We start from the raw sequence: 18,910 nt of genomic DNA, 5'->3' as shown, positions 1-18,910 counted from the left end.
ACAGTTCTCAAGAACGGCAACGGTTGCTGGCGCTCAGCTATCAGGTTCAACAATAAGATAGATGCCAGCGACCGTTGACGTTCTCGGAGACTTGCAATTTGAAAAAAACTGCCTGCGATAGTTTCAACAGACAGCATCAGGGTAGAAGATTGAGTATTCAGCTAAAAATCTCAAATCTACCTGCCATGAAGTTAGAACAATTACAGGAATTTCGTCAACTAGCTTATGAATGCCTCGGCCAGGCAAAAGATGCCACCTTTGAGCTGGCAGATGCAGCGATGACGACCCGCCACGTCTCATGTTTAGGAGATTTTGCCCTCAGTCCTTTATTTCGACGTGAATGGTCAAGCGTCTACGAAGCCCTGCAAGATTGCAGCCCAGACCGAGAAAAGTTGATGCAACTGTACATCCAACAGATGTCACAAGTAGAACGTCCAGTATTGGCGATCGATCATACAGCGTGGTTAAGACCCCATGCACGTACCCTCAAAGAACGCACCTATGAACATCAACCCACGGCCTTACCTCACGGCATACCTGTCGGCATCGGTCAAGGATATAGTACGATTGCCTGGATACCTGAAAGTAGTGGCAGTTGGGCGCTGCCCTTGAGACACGAACGTATTACGAGTTGGGACAACCCAATCGATAAAGGCGCTCAACAATTGGCGCAACTGTGCCAATATCTTCAGAATAGACCGATTGTTTTATTTGACAGTGAGTATGGGTGTGCGCCTCTAGTTAAAGCAACCGCAGCCATCGCCGCCGATCAAGTGATGCGTATTCGTTCTAATCGTTGTTTGTGGTCAGCACCTCTATCTTATAGTGGTAAAGGAAGACCAAGAATTCATGGGAACCAGTTTAAACTTAACGACCCTCAAAGCTGGTGGGAACCAGAACAAACTCTGGAATGTGTTGAGCCAAAACTCGGAAAAATTCGGTTAAGAAAATGGGATGACTTGCACTTTCGAGGCAGTCCCAAACATCCAATGACTCTAATTTTAGTCGAACGTTTAGAAACTGTAACGGGTCGATTAAATAGTCAACCTTTATGGTTAGTGTGGGTTGGTATCCAAATGCCATCTCTGGCTGAAATTTGGCAACTATATCTGCGTCGTTTTACCATCGAGCATTGGTATCGGTTAGTTAAACAAACCTTACATTGGACTGTGCCGAAGTTGAGTACCCCAGAACAGTGCGAACGATGGAGTGATTTGATGCCTTTACTAACCTGGCAATTATGGTTAGCTAAAGATGTCGTCAGAGAAATTCGTTTGCCCACAGCAATTGGCTCTGCCGGAATTGACCCCTGGAAGGGTTGCACAATCAATGCTTCCACTTTTAATTAAGATTGGGACTCCCACTGTTGCTCCCAAACGTCGAGGAAACTCGGATGGATGGCAAACGGGAAAACCTCGCACCCGAAGATGCCGATATCCTGTGGTCAAAAAGGGTAAAGGTCGGTTCCAAAAATCCACAAAATTCGTAAGTTAACCTTGAGAACCTCTCGCTAATTAACCATTTTTTCCACTCAGCTCATGCTGAGTCAATTTGTGCTTAGTCTAAACTCCAATAAACAAGTAATTGAGAATGGTGCAACACATGAGTTCTAACTGAGATATTGCACCATTGTTAAGCACAGGCGGGATGCCAGTTCCAGTCATCAGATAACTTTTCTTGCGGGGCCCGCACTCGCGAACGCCGATGGGGCTGGCTTTTGGGCCCCTGAAGCGAGAGAAATTTTTGTCGGTTGGGCTGAAGAGGCCTATTCCTGACACGGATGCAACATCTCAGTTCTAAGAAATATCTTACTTCTGAATTCATCCCGATAAAATAAGGCATAGGGCAATGAGAGTTATCGGTTGCGAGTCAGCCCCCAAACTCATAACTCCTAACTCACAAGCCAAAACCCAAAACTCCCCACCGCCAAACTCGATCGCCCATCTCCAATTTAAAACCCCTATGCTTCTCTGTCCCCGCTGCCAATTTGAAAATCCCAATCCAAACAAGTTTTGTCAACAATGCGGAAATTCCCTAATTTACAAACCTTGCCACGAATGCGGTGCCCAAGTCGCTTTTAGCGCCGCATTATGTCAGAATTGCGGCGTCGCAACAGGTCAAGTGTGGCGGGCTATTATCTGCGGTCGATCGAATTTTCCAGCAGTCGAGCCAGACGAGTCCACCCTACCCCCACCCGAGTTTCCCCAAACACCAGACATCATTCCACAAACTGCATCGCCCCAAAACTCTGCTGAACCAATCACAGACAGCATTAAAACAGAAATAACCACTGACGCACCCGCAATAACCGTCGAACCAACTTCTCCACAGCCAAGCGACGGCGAATTCAGCAGCAGAGAAATTGAGCCTGTGGTAGCCGTGGGGGCGATCGCACCAGCATCCTTTCAAACAACAGAAAAAAGCTCGAATACAGCACTAGAGCGCGAAATAACCGCATCTGAGCCTAATTTTACAACCGCACCGCAGCCTCAACAAATCCAGGAAGCAACCGAGAACCCCGACAGCCCAAACATAGCTGACACCTCCCCTCCATCTCCAGAATTCCCCATCCCCAATTCAGAATATTTAATCCCTTCCCAGCCAGCCGGAGCATATTTAGACACTCAGCAGCGCTACCAACTCCTAGAAACCGTGCCGCCGAGAAAACGCTCAGACACAGTAGCAGTAAAAGTATTGGACTGTCAGCCGCTGGAAATGTCACCCCTCAAAGCCATGCTAGCAGCCAACTCTGCCAGCGTCGCCAGACGAACATCCCCCTATAGCGCAGCAATCAGCGGAGAAAATTCAACCAATCCCGCCTTAGCAGAGCTTTGCCAAGGCATAGCTGAACCTTATCTGGCACTCCGGTGGCAATTCTCTCAAAACCTGCCAGTCATTCACGATAGCTGGTCAGACAACGAACAGGCAGTCCTGCTGCTAGAAGACTGCTCCCAATGGCCGCTGCTGGTAGAACGCTGGAGTCAACCCGAAACTTCCACCCAGCAAATTTTATACTGGCTGCACGAAATGACAGAACTCTGGGCTGCCCTAGAACCTTGGCGCTGTCGGCAAAGCTTGTTGGAACTGACAAATTTGCGAGTCAACCCCGACTCTTCCTTTTCCTTGGCTTCTTTGCGGCTGCAATACCTCTATCCCGAACCCGCGGGATCAAACCTGCAACTGGTAGATTTGGGGCAATTGTGGCAGGTGATATTTAGCCAGTCCGAGCATCGCACTCAGTTTGGCGCCTTGCTCGACTTGCTGCAACAAATGTACAGAGGCGAGATTAACACAATCGAAGAATTGCGATCGCGCCTAGAAACAGTTCCCCTCGAACTCCAACCCCCACCTTCACCAAGCTCAACCCCGACGCGCAGGCATTACCGTAGCCCCGACGAGTCGCCCCCCGACGTTGGCGAGGTCTTAACCCAGCCGATGCCACTCCAGATTTACAGCTTAGAAGACGCAGGCCTCACCGATGTTGGCCGCACGCGGGACCACAACGAAGACTTCTTCAGCATCTGGACTCAGCTCAACAAAATCGAAAGCTCCTTCGGTCGCATCTTTCAAACCAAAGGGCTTTACATTCTCTGCGACGGCATGGGCGGACACGACAGCGGAGAAATAGCCAGCCAACTAGCGGCTGAAACCCTCAGAGAATTCTTTCAAACCCGTTGGGAAAATCAACTACCTCCGGCAGAAACCATCCGCGAGGGAGTGCTGCTAGCCAACAAAGCCATCTTTGAAATCAATCAAAAGGACGGACGCTCCGGCAGCGCCCGCATGGGTACAACTCTAGTCGCAGTCTTAGTTCAAGACACCCAATTCGCCGTTGCCCACGTCGGCGACAGCCGCCTCTACCGACTGAGAAAGGGACAAACCCTAGAAAAAATCACCTCAGACCACGAAGTAGGCCAGCGCGAAATTAAGCGCGGGGTTGACCCGGAAACTGCTTATGCCCGTCCCGACGCCTATCAACTAACTCAAGCCATCGGCCCGCGAGACAGTAATTTTCTCAAGCCTGACGTGCAGTTTTTAGACTTGTGCGAAGATACTTTGTTGATTTTGGCTTCCGACGGCCTGACAGATAATGATTTGTTGGAAACTCACTGGCAAAACACTCTCGAACCCCTTTTCAATCCCCAAGCCGATCTCGACCAGGGAGTTGCCCAGTTGATTGAACTCGGCAACCAACGCAACGGTCACGACAATATCACGGCAATTATCATTCGGGCCCAGGTAGGCGCATTTCGATTTTAGAATTTCGATGCTGCCAACTTTTTCAAAGGTGGCGCCTTTCCCCCGTGACGGTCTGGGTTAAACCTGCAATTTTTGCAGAGAAAAAAAACAGCTTCTGCCGTTTCCGGGCAAGGCTTTACTGCTCGCTCTGTTCTTAGGTATCCGGTGTTAAAACAGCTTCGGTTTGAGCGATCGAAAACTGATTGCAGAGCCATACTATGGCAGACAAGCTGTGGAGTACCAACCATTTATCCGTAGCTTGAATTTTGAGACTCTGTTCAGGGAATCTACCGGAAAAAGTGGCTTGATAGTAAGTGGATTCATCATAGTTGAAAGAGCTTTAACTTACAAAAATACTTAGTCTAATGAAAAAAAATCAACTAAAATGAAGTGAGTCTGCAGGCGGGATGATGCGAAATCGGTTTGATACCCGATCGCTATGGGAGCAAGGTGGGCATAGGTGGGAAGTGTCCGCCCTACATCATATATATGTGGGGCTTAAATCACAATCTGCTGCTACATCAAATTTACGTAAAAGTTTAGCCATTGTTTACCTAGTTTTTGTCGTGGCAATTGTTAAATCGATCGACTGTGTTTTAAGGAGCGATCGACCCCTCTGAATTTTTACGGATAATTGTTCCCAAAAAACTATTTATAACTTAATTGTTTGTGGAATCTTTAATCACAATCAGGATATTATAAAATTTTAGTGAAACTCACCTGTGAAGCTCGTAAGGAATGAGAATTAAATAAAATCCACTTTTCATGACTGTTGTGGGATGGGCTCTTATAGCCCGTCCCTGATAGACGGGCTATAAGAGCCCATCCCACAAGAAAAAAGGGAAATTATTTAATTGACGATCCTAAGTAATTTTTAATTGCTAATTTTTCAAAGCCCTACGCCCCGAATCTGTAAATTCCCGCCAACTCTCACTGCCACATCAGGGAGTTCAACCACATCAATCGAAAATGCTGCTGACTCTTTTAGATCCAGAAAAACAGACCCCCCTGCAACAGTGGAGTTTCGAGAGCGAATCCATTGTTCGCATCGGCCGCTCTCCAGAAAATCACGTTGTGATCCCCAATGCTCTAGTGTCGCGGCAGCATCTGGAATTGCAAAGAGTTAATAGCGGGAGCTCCAGTCAGTGGTACTTAGTCAATTCCGGGACAAATGGCACTTTGGTTAACGGTATTCTCATGTCTCAGGGTTGGATATCCGACGGTGCTCTGATCCAGTTGGCGCGGGGCGGCCCAATTCTGCATTTCCAAGTTATTACTATTGAACTCGGCGGCAAAATTAAGGCGAACCCCAGCGTCAATGTCGCCGCCCCGCGGTGTAGCCACGCGGGAAACCCGCCGGGGAATTTATTTTGCATCCACTGCGGCGAACCGATTAAAGTCGAGCGCACGGTGCGCCACTACCAAGTGCTGCGAACTTTGGGCCAAGGCGGTATGGGGACAACGACTTTAGCCTGGGATCGAGATAAAGCGAAAGCTCAACAACCCGGAAGTTCCCCTGCAGCTTCTCTGGTAGTTCTCAAGGAAATGAATGCTGACATGGCTCAAATAGTCAAAGCTCAAGAACTGTTTGAACGTGAAGCTAAAACTCTCAAGGCCCTCCACCATCCGGGAATTCCTCAGTTTTTTGACTTTTTTGTGGAAGGGGGCAAAAAATACTTGGTGATGGAAATGCTCCACGGCGAGGATTTAGAAAAACGCATCTACAACCGCGGGCCAGTTGCTCCCCAACAAGCAATAGAGTGGATGATCCAAACCTGTGAGGTTTTGGACTACATTCACTCTCAAAAACCCCCGATCGTCCACCGGGATATTAAACCTGCTAATTTGCTGGTGCGCCACCGCGACAATCGCATTACAGTGCTGGATTTTGGTGCCGTTAAAGAAATCGGCACTCCTCCAGGGACTCGCATCGGCGTTGAAGGCTACACCGCACCAGAACAAGACCGGGGACAGCCTCTCCCTCAGTCGGATTTATATGCTATTGGGCCTACTTTAATTTTTTTGCTGACGGCCCAAAGCCCTCAAAACTTTTACGGGAAAATACCTGGAGGTTACGGGTTTAAGCTCGAAAATATTCCGACGATCGCCCCCAAGCTGCGAGAGACCATTTTGCGAACCACGGCAGCCAAGCCTGGGGATCGCTTTCAAACTGCTCAACAATTAGCTCGATCTTTAGCAGCTTCCCTTTAATAGAAGTCAGAAGTCATTAGTCATCGGTCATTAGTCATTAGTCAGAAGGAAAAAGTCCGCGGTCATTCGTCATTCGTCACTAGCAAGAGGGAAGAGGGAACAAGGAAGAGGGAAGAAGTTAACAAGGGAAAATTTATTGAGAAAATTTACCCGATCGCCTCGGAATTTCTCTCCAACACCCAAGTCCTCCGTCTCCTCTGTTATTCTTCGTCCCAAGCTTCTACAGCTATCAACTCGCTCACGGGGTCTTGCATAGAAAAATCAAACTCTAGCAATTGCTGTTTCCAGTACGGCCATTCGTCGCCGTAAAGCAGGGCAATTTTCCAAATACTGTCTGTCGGCTTGATAATGTCAGATGTGACGAGAGAATGCACCTGACGCTGGAACTTAACCATCGGCTGTATAACCTGCTGGCTCATAATACCTCTTGAATTGTTTAAATCTTGTGTAATTACCACTTCCCAGCTCTCACTTTTTACCGCAGTTTCGCCAAGAACAGTCTCGCCAAGATACGTGTAGATTTTTGTCGGGAAGCTACATATTCAACTTGTATCTTAAGAGAGTTCGTTTTGACAAGGGCCTATAAGCAGGACTGAAGAGTCAAGACCGACTTCAAAGAATTAATCATCTTTGAACTGTCCCGCTATATGCTGTCGATCGACAGTGGGAGCTTTGCCGCCTCGATTGTTTCCACCGATTGTTTCCACATAGTGGCAGATGCAAGGGCTGCGTTCGGCTTGTTCTTGACAAGGCTGAGTTTGCGTAGGAAAAACTGCAACTACTGCGCTTTGGCTGCTAGAGCGTAATTTCCGCTTTCCTGCGGGTAAACCACACCTGTTTCACCTTCGACACTGGGTTCGCTGTGAGAGTGGGGTCTGAGCTACATAAACCGATTATAACTCTACTCACCGCAAAAGCGATCGAAAATTGTTGGATACTGTTGATCGCCACCTCTAAATGTCGATCGAACATTCAAAGGCGACAGCAGAGCGGGCGTACAAGCAAATTTCCAACCCATCGTCCGTCCTGATTGAGTCAATCTAAAATCTAAAATCTAAAATCTAAAATTGTATGACTTGGACAAGGCGACACATTCTCACTCTGGCTGATTTTACCTCGGACGAATACGATACGGTGCTGCAAACAGCAGCCAGTTTTCGGGAGGTGCTCGGCCGCCGCACGAAGAAAGTGCCGGCCCTGCAGGGTCAAGTGGTCGCGAATTTGTTTTTTGAACCTTCTACCCGGACTCGCAATAGTTTTGAGTTGGCGGCGAAGCGGCTGTCGGCTGACACGCTGAATTTTACTCCGGGAAGTTCTTCTCTGACGAAAGGGGAGACTATTCTGGATACGGCTAAGACTTATCTGGCGATGGGAACGGATTTGATGGTGATCCGGCACGAACAAGCTGGAGTTCCCAGCACGATTGCTTCGGAAATGGATCGCTTGGGTTCGAGAGTCAGCGTTCTCAATGCAGGAGACGGTCAGCACGAACACCCGTCGCAAGGTTTGCTAGACTTATTTACTATTTGTTCTCTGTTAGATACCGAACGTCCGCGGCTGGAACTGTTAGCGGGCAAAAAAATTGCTGTGGTGGGGGATATCTTGCATTCGCGGGTGGCTAGGTCTAATATTTGGAGTCTAACGGCTTCTGGGGCAGAGGTTCATTTGGCCGGGCCGCCGACTTTGCTACCGCTGTTGTTTGCTGAGTGTGGCGATGGTAGGGAAGGCAAGTTATTTTTGCACTGGCAGCTTGAACCTGCTTTAGCCGATGCTGATTTTGTGATGACTTTGCGGCTGCAAAAGGAACGGATGAGCGACCATTTGCTCCCGAGTTTACGAGAGTACCATTCTTTGTACGGGATTACGCGCGATCGGCTCAAACTCTGCAAGCCGGATGTGAAGGTGTTGCACCCGGGCCCGGTCAACCGCGGCGTGGAAATTAGTTCGGATTTGATGGACGATGCCCAGTTTAGCCTGATATCTCAGCAAGTTACCAGCGGCGTGGCGGTGCGGATGGCATTACTTTATCTGATCGGCGGCGGTAAAGTTTAGGCTGTTAGTTGTTAGTCATGAATTTCGGATATTCCATGATTTTCAGGATCGATCCCATATTTAAAATAATCGTTACCCAGTATTGCCGGGTAACGATTAGAACTCTTTCTAGAAATGTAAAGCGATCTAGTTAAGAGTTAGGAGAGCCAGGAAGTAGACACCCAGCCGCCGCCTTTGAGTTGGGCCCAGCCGTTTCTGTAACGACCGGTCAATGCCACATTGTCTCCGTTGTATAACTTGCCGATGACATGAGAACAGCCATTGGGGCGGTGGCGGATATTCAGTCTGCCACCGTTGGTTGCCACTTCGGCGTAGGTGTGATGGCTGCGATGACCACAGCGTTGTCTGTAGCAACCGGCCTGCGCTTCACCGGGGGTACCCAGAACAGATAGAGCTACTGCAATACCTGCAACGCCTATCCATGCAGAATTAGGAATTTTCAAGCCCAGTTGGTCTAACGACTTGACTTGGAGTTCGGACTCTGGAGATTCATAAGCAACAAAAGAGTGGCTCAATGCTAGTGCTTCCATAGTTTCCTCGTGATTGTTGTTAACATTTGTTGGTGCAGACTCAGGTCAAAGCCTCAATTAACAGCCCAAACCATTAACTTATGTTTCAGAAAAGGCACAAGAGGGCGTTACGGTCTTGCTTTGGCCGAGTAGTCGCCAATTTTCCTGAATCCTGCACAGGTATATCATGCCATCTAAGTAGCTTTCCGGAACAAAAAAATAAATAAAGTTTACATCTGCTGCTAAAGATTTGGGCGACGCGGATTAAGTAGGAGGGCGGAATTCAACTTAACTGTGTCATTCAAAAGGGAACGAAGTTATCGATTGGGGTGGGAAATTGCTTGTACTGAGTTGCAAATAACACTACTTATTTTGGTGCTTATTTATTGAATTGCTACAGCAATATCGGCAGTTAATTCGATCGAACAAGCATCCTACTCGTCTTCAAGCACGGTATTAGTTTGGTTCGGGCGAGTTACATTGTAGCCGATCGCACTGGTGCAGAAGTTCGGGCCGATGGCTTCGGGCCAGGAGCCCGTGCTACGAGATTGGTCTCAAGATTAGCCTCCCAGTGTCCCCGACAAGAATGCAAGACAAATCCATCGCGACTTGATTTGTGTCAAGATCGATTAACATATCCAGCACCACTTCTTTGGCAATGAACTCCTTCGCTGCACTTTCGATCGGCACAATTCCTCAACGCCATGAATCAGACAGCTTCGCCATTACCTTAGCGCCGTTGTCTATAGAGGAAATATACGCTTTGGCAGATGACCCCGCGAACGGAGCCGTGGTAATCATGAGCGGTACAGTCCGCAACCAAACTGACGGTCAAGCTGTAGTTTCCCTGGAATATCAAGCCTACGAACCGATGGCCGTGCGAGTATTCCAGCAAATTGCTACGGAAATCCGCCGCCAGTGGGCCGATGTCAATCGGGTCGCCATTCACCACCGCGTCGGACACTTGCAGGTGGGCGAAATCAGCGTATTGGTGGCTGTTGGCTGTCCCCACCGGGACTCGGCCTTTGCAGCTTGCCAGTACGCCATAGATACGCTCAAACACAATGTACCGATTTGGAAAAAGGAACATTGGGCAGACGGTTCTAGCAGTTGGGTTAGTATTGGAGCGTGCGAGGTTGTCGGGCATTAGTCAATCGATTTGAGGTTTGAGATTTGAGATTTGAGATTGAAGAGGGGAACTTGTTACGCTCTCCTAACGTCAAAAAGTGTGGAATGTTCGATGAGCCAATTCCACCGATGAGCGACTTTATTTCCGTGTCCTGGTCTGCGGTTGTGGCGACCGTTCAAAGAGTGCAATTGCCAGCCGAAAAACTCTCTAATTATGACTTGGTGTTGCGGTGTCAGGAAGGAAATCGACCTGAGACCACTGCCTTTTCAGAACTGTTGAAGCGGTATCAGTCCCACGTAGACAGGGTTCTCTATCACTTGGCCCCTGACTGGCAAGACCGAGCAGACTTGGCTCAGGAAGTGTGGATTCGGGTATACCGCAATATTAACCGCTTGCAAGAGCCTGTTAAATTTCGGGGCTGGCTGAGCCGCATCGCCACTAATTTGTTTTACGATGAGTTGCGCAAGCGCAAACGGGTGCGAACTCCGCTGTCGCTGGACGTACCCCGTACTCTGGAAGATGGCGAGGTTGATTGGGAAATTCCGGCCGACAGTCCGGGGCCTGATGAAGATTTGACGACGAGAGAATTTTACGACCAGTTGCGGGTGGCGATCGCAGATTTGCCGGAAGTATTCCGCACGACAATTGTTTTGAGAGAAATTGAAGGTTTAGCCTATGAGGAAATAGCCGAAATGACCGGAGTTTCTCTGGGAACTGTCAAGTCGAGAATTGCTAGGGCTCGCCAAAGATTGCAGTTGGAATTGCAAAAATATCTCGATGGTAATTAGCAATAGTGCTTTTAGAGGCGGGTTAAGAAGATTTGGTGATATTTGCTGTGACATCAAAACTTCTCTTTTAAAATATAAATAAGCAGTAAATCATTCTAATAGCGAGTGCGTGATTCCCCAATTAGAGTAAGTGTGAAATATGAATGGTAACTTTGAATCCGATAAAAATCAGAATCAGCAAGGCGTCGGGGATTCACTCGCTGAAACTGAAGTTAACAACAATTATGCCCAGGGCAATGTAACTACTATGATGCGCGATCGCTTTGAATTACTTAGTGCCTACCTCGACGGCGAAGTGACGGCTGCAGAACGCCGCCAAGTTGAGGACTGGCTGACAAATGACCCGACTACGAAGCGTTTGTACTCGCGACTGCTGATGATGCAGCAGAGTTTTCAGGCAATGCCGGTGCCTGCTGCAGAACAATCGGCCGAGGAGTTGGCGACGAAGGTTTTACAGCGAGTGGAAGGCAAGACGAAACGAAATTTGGTTTGGCGGGGAGGGGCAATCGCAGCTTTGTTGGTTGCGGTGGTGGCTGGTGTCGGTGGCGGCCGCCAATTGTTTGCTCCTCAGTTTGCTCGATCGCCCGTTCCTGCTGAATCTGACGGTTTGATTGTGGCTTTGAACGAGCCTCTGGTGGAGATTGTTAATCCCAACGATTTGATGCTTGGGGTGAATGCACCGATCGTGGATATTCCCAAAGTGGGTGTACCAACCCCTCAAAAGTCCTTGCCAAAGGCGCAGTAGGATTTCTGTTTAGAGCAATAACGGAAGTTGCTAAGCTCCCTAAAAAAGGGGGCTTTTTGCTGTTTTTTCCAGTTTTTCAAGGTGGATAGATCCTTTGAAAACCTCCCGGCTTTGAATGGCTAATTGCCTAAATCTTTGATTGATAGGGAAACCGCAGATAAACGCAGATAATTTCAAGATAGTTAGCAACTTTTGCAATCTTGTCTAATGACGAATTGTGGGGCGCTCGATCGCGCTTAATTGCGATCGCACTTGCCACGTGTTTTTTGGAGATTTGCGATCGGCAACAGCAATGTCTCCTCAATTTCCTGCCGCACAGCAGGAGAGACATTACAACCGCTATTGAGGCAATCTACCAGCAATTTATTAGCATCGTAATAATTCTTCAGCAATGACTTCTGCTGTTGGCTAAATTGCCAAACGCGACCCATATCGGGATACAAAATCATCATTTGTCTTAATCGCCGATCCCAAGCCTAACCGTTATCTTGCCACCATTTTGCAAATATCTCTTTGTCACTTTTTGGATCTGTAGTTTTACCAGAACCAGGTTTGCCAAGTACCATGAGTTTAGAGTGAGATTTCACCGCATCCAATCCTGGTACTCGTTTCTGGCATACTTTACCTAATCCCAAGCGGTTAAATTTATCCGCATCTGGGTTGAAGTCTCTGAGTAAATCGCTAATTTCTCCCGGCTGCCAACTGGTAATTTCCTCCAAAATGTTGACTTCAACGTAGAGGTTGCTGAAATCAACGGGCTGTGCAGTATCCAACAGTTGCTTTGTGCTGTAAAGCAGTTGGATTTTGCTGTGGCATTTTTGCCGTATCTCTTCCACTACCGAATCAATGTCTAAATTCGGTGGCTGCGGATTTTCGGGTGGAGGACGATCGACAATTTCTTCCCAATCCAAATGCAAAACCGTGCAGAAAGCCTTGAAAGCATTAGCTTTAATGGGTGCTCTTCCTCCTAAAAAGCGCCTCCAAGTTGGCAGCGAGAGGCCATCGGCATAGGGCCCGACTTCTGTCCAAGTTCGATCGGGCTCTAATCTTTTACTAGCTTCTAAGCTGTTCGGGATTTAAATTGTATGTCAAAAAACAATAAAACAATGAGTGGGGTGGGCCTATGATCCCGCCCCGAATATGCAATTTAAATGCGCGACAGCTTACTAGCCATCTGGGGTCTTCTACAGTCAAGCCCCTTTCTTTTCTAGCTTGCTTAATTTTTACTAATCCCTCGTCAGAGGCTTTGAGGGCTGTCACTATATAATTGACTTATCTAATTGTCAATCTCAGTTTTCGCTCAGTTTAGCGATCGCAAACTGAGTTTGTCAAGACCCCAGCAAAAAAGAGAAAACGATCGGGACAACAACTGCACGGCCTACGGGAAAACTCAGGCATAAATCATGCAAACTTAATCGTTCTGAATGCCACTCTCTTTTTTAGGTAAAAAAGTACAGATTAAATGATGACAAAGGATAGCACCATGAGAGATAACATAGATGAAATTCCGTCAGGTGGGATAGGTATAAAAATTATTGGCAAAATTGCCGATGAGCTAAGTTATACTCGCACTTCTGACGGTCGAAACTGTCTGTTTATTGTAAAATCTTATCAGCAGCCCGGTCTAGTACCATCACAACAAAGCATTCAAGATGGTTTTTTTAAGCGGGCGATCGATGTTTTAACTAGCTTTGATTTCGGGTTGCCAAAGCAACGAGTTCCCCAACCCGATCCAATTTCTAACCAGCTAGTTCAAAAAATCTGCCTTCAAATAAATACTGATATCAAGGCTGTTGCTCGAGTTTTATCGTGGGCTGAACAGTTAGATCCTCTACCAATTCCCCTAGTCGTTGTGCATCAGTGTAAACTTGCTGTGATTGAAGGGTTTACGAATGCTGTTCGCCACGCTCACAAAAATCTGCCATTAGAAACTCCGATAGAGCTGGAAATAATGGTATTTAAGGAACACCTAGAAGTAAAAATTTGGGATTGGGGAGAGCCTTTTGACATTCAAGCGAAGTTGAAAGAAGAATTCTCCCAAAAAAGTCTGTATTAGTTGGAACGACCTGGGATTTAGCTGCACTAAAGCTGTTCTGTAATTGCCAGCTTTAAATAGACGCTAGGAAGAAACTTTGTTGTGATGATTACTGATACTATTCCCAAGATTATCGTTGTGGATGATGACTCATCAATCCGCAATCTAGTTCATCGTTTTTTAAATCAGAAATATCAAGTAGATTCGGCAGCAGATGGCGAGACGGCTTGAGAATTGTTTGATAAATTCAAGCCACTGCTAGTAGTTCTTGATTGGAATTTGCCGGATACTACAGGCTATCACCTCTGCCAGGAAATGCAGCGCCGTACTAATGTTTTTGTGATTGTACTAAGCAGCCGCACAGACGAAGCCGATCGACTTAAAGTCCTGTCCGCAGGTGCTGATGACTATATCTGCAAACCCTGTGGTTTGGCAGAGTTGGCAATTCGTATAGAAGTTGTGTTGAGACGCATGAGGTGCGTGACTCCATCACGGATTGTATTCGATCGATTCGCGATCGATTCAGTGCGTCGAGAAGCAACACTCAACGACAAAATTATCAAGTTAACAGCCTTGGAATTTAAGATATTGCATTTTTTGGCAATCCATTCCGGTCAATCTTGGAGTCGCCAAAAGCTAATCGAAAAAATCTGGGGGTTGAACTGCAACGACACAGGAGAAGACCAAGTTGTTAGCGTGCATATCGGTTAGATTCGCAAGAAAATGATTGAAGTTGATGCTACTGGGTCGCAGTTTATTAAAACTATTCGGGGTTACGGTTACAGGTTCGATCCGAACCCACAGCAATGGCTATTTCCTAAGCTCATCGTCATTAAACACCTTATTTGGTGAAAAACCGATTTTCCCACCTGCCGTCGGGCAGCCAGATGCCTCCTAGGGAACGAACGCGATCGGGTAACATGAAGTAAGCCCAAGCCGTGCCTAAAGGTTTGAGATGTCGATCGAAGATTTCGATTTCCTGCCGCTGATATTCGTTTTGTTTCGGTTCCCGCAGCGGATGATAGTCTTCCAATCGGTCTAAATCGTCCAAAATAGCCGAGGAAGCGAAACAGAGGAGAAAACCGCAGACTGTGCCGTCTCCGACCACCATCGCAGGATAGCCGATCGGCAGGGCAAAAAGTTGACCGCGGGCGATCGCGGGGCAAGCATCCACAACTTTTCCTTCGCAGTAGCGGAGGTAGTTGGACTCCCCGGGTTTGAGAGTGCCGTAGACAAAGACTTTCATCGGGTAAGGCCTAACCGCTAGTTTTTGCTAACATAGATGGCTAAGCTAATAGTTTAAGTCTCGCGGGCGATCGCGACTGCAATCTTCCTAAATTTCGTTGTTTACCCTTTCTTATAATTCATGACTCTAGCAGTTAGTTTTATTGCTTTTGGACTTCGGCCTTTGTACTTGAGCTCTTTTTTGCCGTCCCTGCCCCTGGACAGCTTGTTTTCGACTCAAGGGATTATGGTAATGTTGCTGGCCGCCTATGCGGGGGCGATGTGGATGTTTCTCACCAGTGCTCCGAAGGTGCACACGGTGATGGTATCGGATCTCGGACAAGCGAGGGAGTTCTATGAAGGTATGCTAAACCTGCCCGTAGCAGAAGTGCCGCTGCACTACTACTACAATTACGAGCAAACTTTGGGCACAACAGGTATCGATCCGCTGTATTTGTCGCCGAATGTCGGGAGGGCAACGACCTCTCAAACAATGGGGAGTCCCGAGGGTTTGTGGTATCAGTTGATGAAAAATACCCAACTGCACATTATTAGCGGGGCCGGTGTAGGGGAAAAAAATCGCCAGCGTCACGTTTGTTTCGATCGCGATTGTTTGGATCAGCTATTGATGAGGGTACAAACTCGCGGCATTAGTTATAAAATTCGCCGGGAAAAGCCGCTGAATTTTTTGGTCAAGGATTATGACGGCCGCGTCATTGAAATGGCTGAGGTTAGTAATTAGATAAAACTCAACGGTTAAAACCGATCTTAGACAAACTTTGGTCTCTGCTGAGAGCGACTAAAGCATAAAAGGGGTATTAAAGCCGAATTTGGTATTACATCCCCAGTTAGAAACCCGGTTTATCTAAAAAACCGGGTTTCTTGTTTGTCAATTAATCTTAGATTCAACGCTAGATTTTTCCGATGCCGCCGATGCTTTAATCTCTGAAATCGCTTTCCGGCTGAAAATTTGGAAGTAAAGAGAAACAAAAAACTCTTTGATTGGAAAAACTATAAAAGTCAAAGGATTAATTGTCACGATGATATTGCGAACATCAGCTTTAGCTTGTTTGACAATTTGCTGCGCTACCCAGTCGGGAGACATGATGCCGATCGGGTTTAAGTTGCTTTTAAACGGCCCTAAAATCAGTTTGCGAACGATGCAGGGCGCGTCCAGCCGCCGCAGGGTGACTAAATCTCCCAGGGCGCGTTTGCTGAGTTCGTAGAGGGGACTGACAGCGGGAATTACTTCTGCTTCTGAAGTGTTGATCCAGACTTCTTTGCAAGCGATGTTTTCGTTAGTGCGGACTGTTAAGAAAAAGAGTTCCATCAGCCGCCACGCGGAAAAAGTGTTAATTTCGTAGGAGTTTGCGATCGCTTCTCCTGTTCTTTCTCCGTGTACGTTAATCCCGTGATTGATGACGAGAATATCGATTTTTTCTAACAATAGGGCTAAGTCTGCCTCTTGGCCAGTTTGCCAAGTTATGGTTTTTACAGGTAAACTTTCGCCCTCTAAATTCAAAGTAATTTCCTCATTTCCAGAGGTGAGGGCGATAACTTTTGCACCAGCTTTGTGCAGGTTTTTGAGAAGCGATCGCCCTAAAGTTCCCGATGCACCGGTGACGGCTACAGTTTTGCCTTTGAGAGAAAGTGCTGTACCCATAAGTTTATCTATTAAGGTGAAAGTACCGCAATAGTAAGCATTTTGATTGTCGAAGTGGTGCCGCCAGTGATAAGGTTTATTAACTAACCACTTGCCAGGGGGAGTCAGGAAGTCTCCCGGTTGGTGGGTGATGTCGGTTAATTTGTCTGCACCTTTGATACCGATCCCGCGGGCGATCGCGCTCAACAAAAAGCCTAAAGTATAAATACAACCGGCTGCTGCGCCCCAGTGGTATTCCGGCAGCCCAAAATAAGCTACAACCCACAGCAACAAGCCCAAAACCATCATCGCCGCAGCTTCGGGCACGTCGTGACGCCAGTGTGCTTGCTTGTAAATTGTCTCGCTGACGGGGGTCAAATTCGGGCGGAAAACGCGGTGATGCCAAGTGTGCAGCTTTTGCAGGGGTGCCCAATAATGGGACGCGACGTGATAAAAGTCTCGTATTATTTCTGCCCAGCAGACAGAACCTATTGCCACAGCGCCGACTATAGAGTAATTTACCATGCTCGCACCAGGAGAGAAATTTGAGATATTAGATATTGTCTGCTTTGAAAGATAACTCAAAATGGCTTTTATTGCTAGTCTGGGAGTTTACTCAGGCGTTTTAAAATCTGCAAAACGCGGTACAATTCATTGCCGGGATTGGAAATAACAAATTCCGCCGATCGCGCATACTGGGGAGTTTCGCCTCTAACTAACTTCACAAAAGAGAAGTTAGCACCTGTAGAAATCATCCCAAAAGTAGGAGTTTCAGGATTGGGATCTGCCAGCATATATGTCAGGAGTTGGGAAAGTGCTTCGTCTGTGGAAAAAGCAAGTTGTTTGGATTCTATTACTGTCACCCACAAGTTTGCTTTCATAATTAGGATATCTATTCTGCCTTCGATGATTCTGCCTTCGTCTTCCTCTTGAATGGCGATCGACTTTTCGGCTTTGACTTGAAAAGGAGACTCATACAGACCGGCAATAAACAAAATGGGGCTGATGATTGTTAGCTTGACTGCATTTTCCAATACAGGCGGGTTGTCTACCAAGTTGAAGTATATGTCTTGAACGCGATCGAGCAATTGTTTTTCTGAGTCGGTTACTTCGGGTAAGTTTTCTTGCCATTCTCGGAAAAATTCGCTGTTGCGAACTCGCTGCAAGCCGAAGTTATCGATTAGATAGCGGAGGTTGATATCTCTTGTTTGTAGTTTTTGCATGATGATTAATAAATGGTTTTATGGTTGTTAATAAGTTTAGCATAATTGGGATTTTCAACCGCAGATGAACGCAAATGAACGCAGATGAAATTCCCAGTAAGTTAATTTTGGTGAGATGTTTGTTTATGGGGATTTTTGATCGGCAGTTTGTTGTTTTTGGGCTACTTGCATTTGCAGCAATTGCGGCACGGTTAGAAAACGATATCCCTGCTGTTTGAGTTTGGGAATAATTGCAGATAGGGCCTCGACTGTTTGCTGGCGATTTCCGCCGCCGTCGTGCAACAATACGATCGCCCCCGTTGAAGCTTGGGATAGCACGCTACGGGCGATCGCAGCCGCCGGAGGTTGCAGAAAGTCTTTAGGGTCGATCGACCACATCACCACTACATAATTTTTCTTTTTAGCGTAATCTGCCAAACCGTTATTTAAGCGCCCGCCGGGAGGGCGAAACAACAAACTTTTTGCCCCAGTCGATCGATAAATATGAACACCAGTATTATCTATTTCATCGGAGGCTGTTTTTTCGGTAACATTATGAGAATAGTGATGCCAAGTATGGTTGCCGATCGCATTTCCCGCTTGCACAACTCTTTTCGCAATTTCTGGATACTCCCGCAAATTTGCACCCAAGCAGAAAAATGTGCCCACAACTTGATGTTTCTGCAAAACTTCTAATATTTTCAAAGTTTCAGGCGTTGGGCCATCGTCAAATGTCAGGGCGATAACTTTTGAGTTGTTAATACCGGCTTTATACACAATCTGGCTGCGAAATTGCGCCGGCGGTGCGAAGACTAAAGGTTGTTCGGGAGGTTTGGGAGAGGGAGTTGGGGAGGGAGAAGGAGGTGTTTTGAGTTTTCGGGGTTTCAGGAGGTTTGGCGGGGGATTTTCAACGGGTGCGATCGGTATTAGCGGATTTGAATTGGCGGTTTTTTTGTTTTCCGACAACAGAGAAATTGTGAGGGTCAATCCGATAAATATAACGGTTTTAATAACCCGTTTTTTATTGCCTTTGGGACTCATCAGTTATAGGATTTATTTTGAACAATCTCATTATGCCTGATTGTTCTGCCAGCTTGAAAGTTTGGTAAATTATTTTTTGTTCAAAAGGTCGAT

At 47.0% G+C, this 18,910-nt stretch carries 18 protein-coding genes and 1 pseudogene; 11 read left to right on the top strand and 8 right to left on the bottom strand.

Annotation, left to right across the window (positions count from 1 at the left end; genetic code table 11):
* Positions 1-185 precede the first annotated feature (185 nt).
* From OSC7112_RS10140 to OSC7112_RS10125, 3 genes are all read left to right on the top strand, one after another.
* Complete coding sequence (locus tag OSC7112_RS10140; protein ID WP_223300745.1) at positions 186-1,349, top strand: NF041680 family putative transposase; 1,164 nt, start codon at positions 186-188, stop codon at positions 1,347-1,349.
* A 613-nt stretch (positions 1,350-1,962) separates the two neighbouring features.
* Complete coding sequence (locus tag OSC7112_RS10135) at positions 1,963-4,260, top strand: serine/threonine phosphatase (RefSeq protein ID WP_041623033.1); 2,298 nt, start codon at positions 1,963-1,965, stop codon at positions 4,258-4,260.
* 948 nt (positions 4,261-5,208) lie between these two features.
* Positions 5,209-6,450 carry a protein kinase domain-containing protein gene (locus OSC7112_RS10125; RefSeq protein ID WP_015175811.1) on the top strand — a complete coding sequence of 414 codons (1,242 nt, stop codon included), beginning with the start codon at positions 5,209-5,211 and terminating at the stop codon, positions 6,448-6,450.
* A gap of 200 nt (positions 6,451-6,650) precedes the next feature.
* Here the strand turns inward: OSC7112_RS10125 and OSC7112_RS10120 are convergent, their stop codons facing one another.
* Positions 6,651-6,869 carry a DUF4327 family protein gene (locus OSC7112_RS10120; RefSeq protein WP_006631282.1) on the bottom strand — a complete coding sequence of 73 codons (219 nt, stop codon included), beginning with the start codon at positions 6,867-6,869 and terminating at the stop codon, positions 6,651-6,653.
* Between the two features lie 652 nt (positions 6,870-7,521).
* Between OSC7112_RS10120 and OSC7112_RS10115 the strand changes: the two genes are divergently transcribed.
* Positions 7,522-8,502, top strand: coding sequence for an aspartate carbamoyltransferase catalytic subunit (locus OSC7112_RS10115; protein WP_015175810.1), 981 nt, complete (start codon positions 7,522-7,524; stop codon positions 8,500-8,502).
* Between the two features lie 137 nt (positions 8,503-8,639).
* Here OSC7112_RS10115 and OSC7112_RS10110 read toward each other — a convergent pair whose 3' ends face one another.
* Positions 8,640-9,032, bottom strand: coding sequence for an SH3 domain-containing protein (locus OSC7112_RS10110; protein WP_015175809.1), 393 nt, complete (start codon positions 9,030-9,032; stop codon positions 8,640-8,642).
* Positions 9,033-9,669: 637 nt separating this feature from the next.
* On the opposite strand from OSC7112_RS10110, the gene OSC7112_RS10105 reads away from it, so the two are divergent.
* The 3 genes from OSC7112_RS10105 to OSC7112_RS10095 all read left to right on the top strand — a co-directional run bounded on the left by OSC7112_RS10105 (position 9,670) and on the right by OSC7112_RS10095 (position 11,673).
* On the top strand, positions 9,670-10,161 hold the full coding sequence (locus OSC7112_RS10105) for a molybdenum cofactor biosynthesis protein MoaE (RefSeq protein ID WP_015175808.1): 492 nt from the start codon (positions 9,670-9,672) through the stop codon (positions 10,159-10,161).
* Positions 10,162-10,268: 107 nt separating this feature from the next.
* Positions 10,269-10,928: a sigma-70 family RNA polymerase sigma factor gene (locus OSC7112_RS10100; protein ID WP_041622468.1), complete on the top strand. Its 660-nt coding sequence runs from the start codon at positions 10,269-10,271 to the stop codon at positions 10,926-10,928.
* A 139-nt stretch (positions 10,929-11,067) separates the two neighbouring features.
* Entirely contained in the window at positions 11,068-11,673 is a 606-nt protein-coding gene (locus tag OSC7112_RS10095) for an anti-sigma factor family protein (protein ID WP_015175806.1), read from the top strand.
* A gap of 236 nt (positions 11,674-11,909) precedes the next feature.
* Here OSC7112_RS10095 and OSC7112_RS10090 read toward each other — a convergent pair.
* Together OSC7112_RS10090 and OSC7112_RS10085 are read right to left on the bottom strand one after the other, a co-directional pair.
* Positions 11,910-12,137: pseudogene (locus tag OSC7112_RS10090) on the bottom strand (NACHT C-terminal helical domain 2-containing protein); the annotation flags it as partial.
* A 12-nt stretch (positions 12,138-12,149) separates the two neighbouring features.
* A complete protein-coding gene (locus OSC7112_RS10085; RefSeq protein ID WP_041622466.1) occupies positions 12,150-12,584 on the bottom strand; it encodes a hypothetical protein in 435 nt (144 codons plus the stop codon).
* Positions 12,585-13,156: 572 nt separating this feature from the next.
* On the opposite strand from OSC7112_RS10085, the gene OSC7112_RS10075 reads away from it, so the two are divergent.
* The 3 genes from OSC7112_RS10075 (at position 13,157) to OSC7112_RS10070 (ending at position 14,419) form a co-directional block, all read left to right on the top strand.
* The gene (locus OSC7112_RS10075; RefSeq protein WP_015175805.1) at positions 13,157-13,729 is read left to right on the top strand and encodes an ATP-binding protein; all 573 of its coding nucleotides are present in this window, start codon (positions 13,157-13,159) and stop codon (positions 13,727-13,729) included.
* Positions 13,730-13,810: 81 nt separating this feature from the next.
* Positions 13,811-13,939: a hypothetical protein gene (locus tag OSC7112_RS41725; RefSeq protein WP_263053601.1), complete on the top strand. Its 129-nt coding sequence runs from the start codon at positions 13,811-13,813 to the stop codon at positions 13,937-13,939.
* A gap of 3 nt (positions 13,940-13,942) precedes the next feature.
* Positions 13,943-14,419: a response regulator transcription factor gene (locus OSC7112_RS10070; RefSeq protein WP_317623940.1), complete on the top strand. Its 477-nt coding sequence runs from the start codon at positions 13,943-13,945 to the stop codon at positions 14,417-14,419.
* A 130-nt stretch (positions 14,420-14,549) separates the two neighbouring features.
* On the opposite strand, the gene OSC7112_RS10065 is transcribed toward OSC7112_RS10070, so the two are convergent.
* Positions 14,550-14,954: a gamma-glutamylcyclotransferase family protein gene (locus OSC7112_RS10065; RefSeq protein WP_015175804.1), complete on the bottom strand. Its 405-nt coding sequence runs from the start codon at positions 14,952-14,954 to the stop codon at positions 14,550-14,552.
* Positions 14,955-15,074: 120 nt separating this feature from the next.
* Here OSC7112_RS10065 and OSC7112_RS10060 point away from each other — a divergent pair, with 120 nt between their 5' ends.
* Positions 15,075-15,674, top strand: coding sequence for a VOC family protein (locus OSC7112_RS10060; RefSeq protein WP_015175803.1), 600 nt, complete (start codon positions 15,075-15,077; stop codon positions 15,672-15,674).
* A gap of 147 nt (positions 15,675-15,821) precedes the next feature.
* Here the strand turns inward: OSC7112_RS10060 and OSC7112_RS10055 are convergent, their stop codons facing one another.
* The 3 genes from OSC7112_RS10055 to OSC7112_RS10045 all read right to left on the bottom strand — a co-directional run bounded on the left by OSC7112_RS10055 (position 15,822) and on the right by OSC7112_RS10045 (position 18,817).
* Complete coding sequence (locus OSC7112_RS10055) at positions 15,822-17,099, bottom strand: bifunctional sterol desaturase/short chain dehydrogenase (protein WP_015175802.1); 1,278 nt, start codon at positions 17,097-17,099, stop codon at positions 15,822-15,824.
* Positions 17,100-17,173: 74 nt separating this feature from the next.
* Positions 17,174-17,797 (bottom strand): hypothetical protein, encoded by a 624-nt coding sequence (locus tag OSC7112_RS10050; RefSeq protein WP_015175801.1) that lies wholly within the window; start codon positions 17,795-17,797, stop codon positions 17,174-17,176.
* A 123-nt stretch (positions 17,798-17,920) separates the two neighbouring features.
* On the bottom strand, positions 17,921-18,817 hold the full coding sequence (locus OSC7112_RS10045) for a polysaccharide deacetylase family protein (RefSeq protein WP_015175800.1): 897 nt from the start codon (positions 18,815-18,817) through the stop codon (positions 17,921-17,923).
* Positions 18,818-18,910: the final 93 nt, after the last annotated feature.

Source organism: Oscillatoria nigro-viridis PCC 7112, assembly GCF_000317475.1.
Lineage (GTDB): Bacteria > Cyanobacteriota > Cyanobacteriia > Cyanobacteriales > Microcoleaceae > Microcoleus > Microcoleus nigroviridis.
The sequence above is the reverse complement of the archived record's forward strand: the minus strand, read 5'-3'. Positions and strand labels throughout refer to the sequence as shown.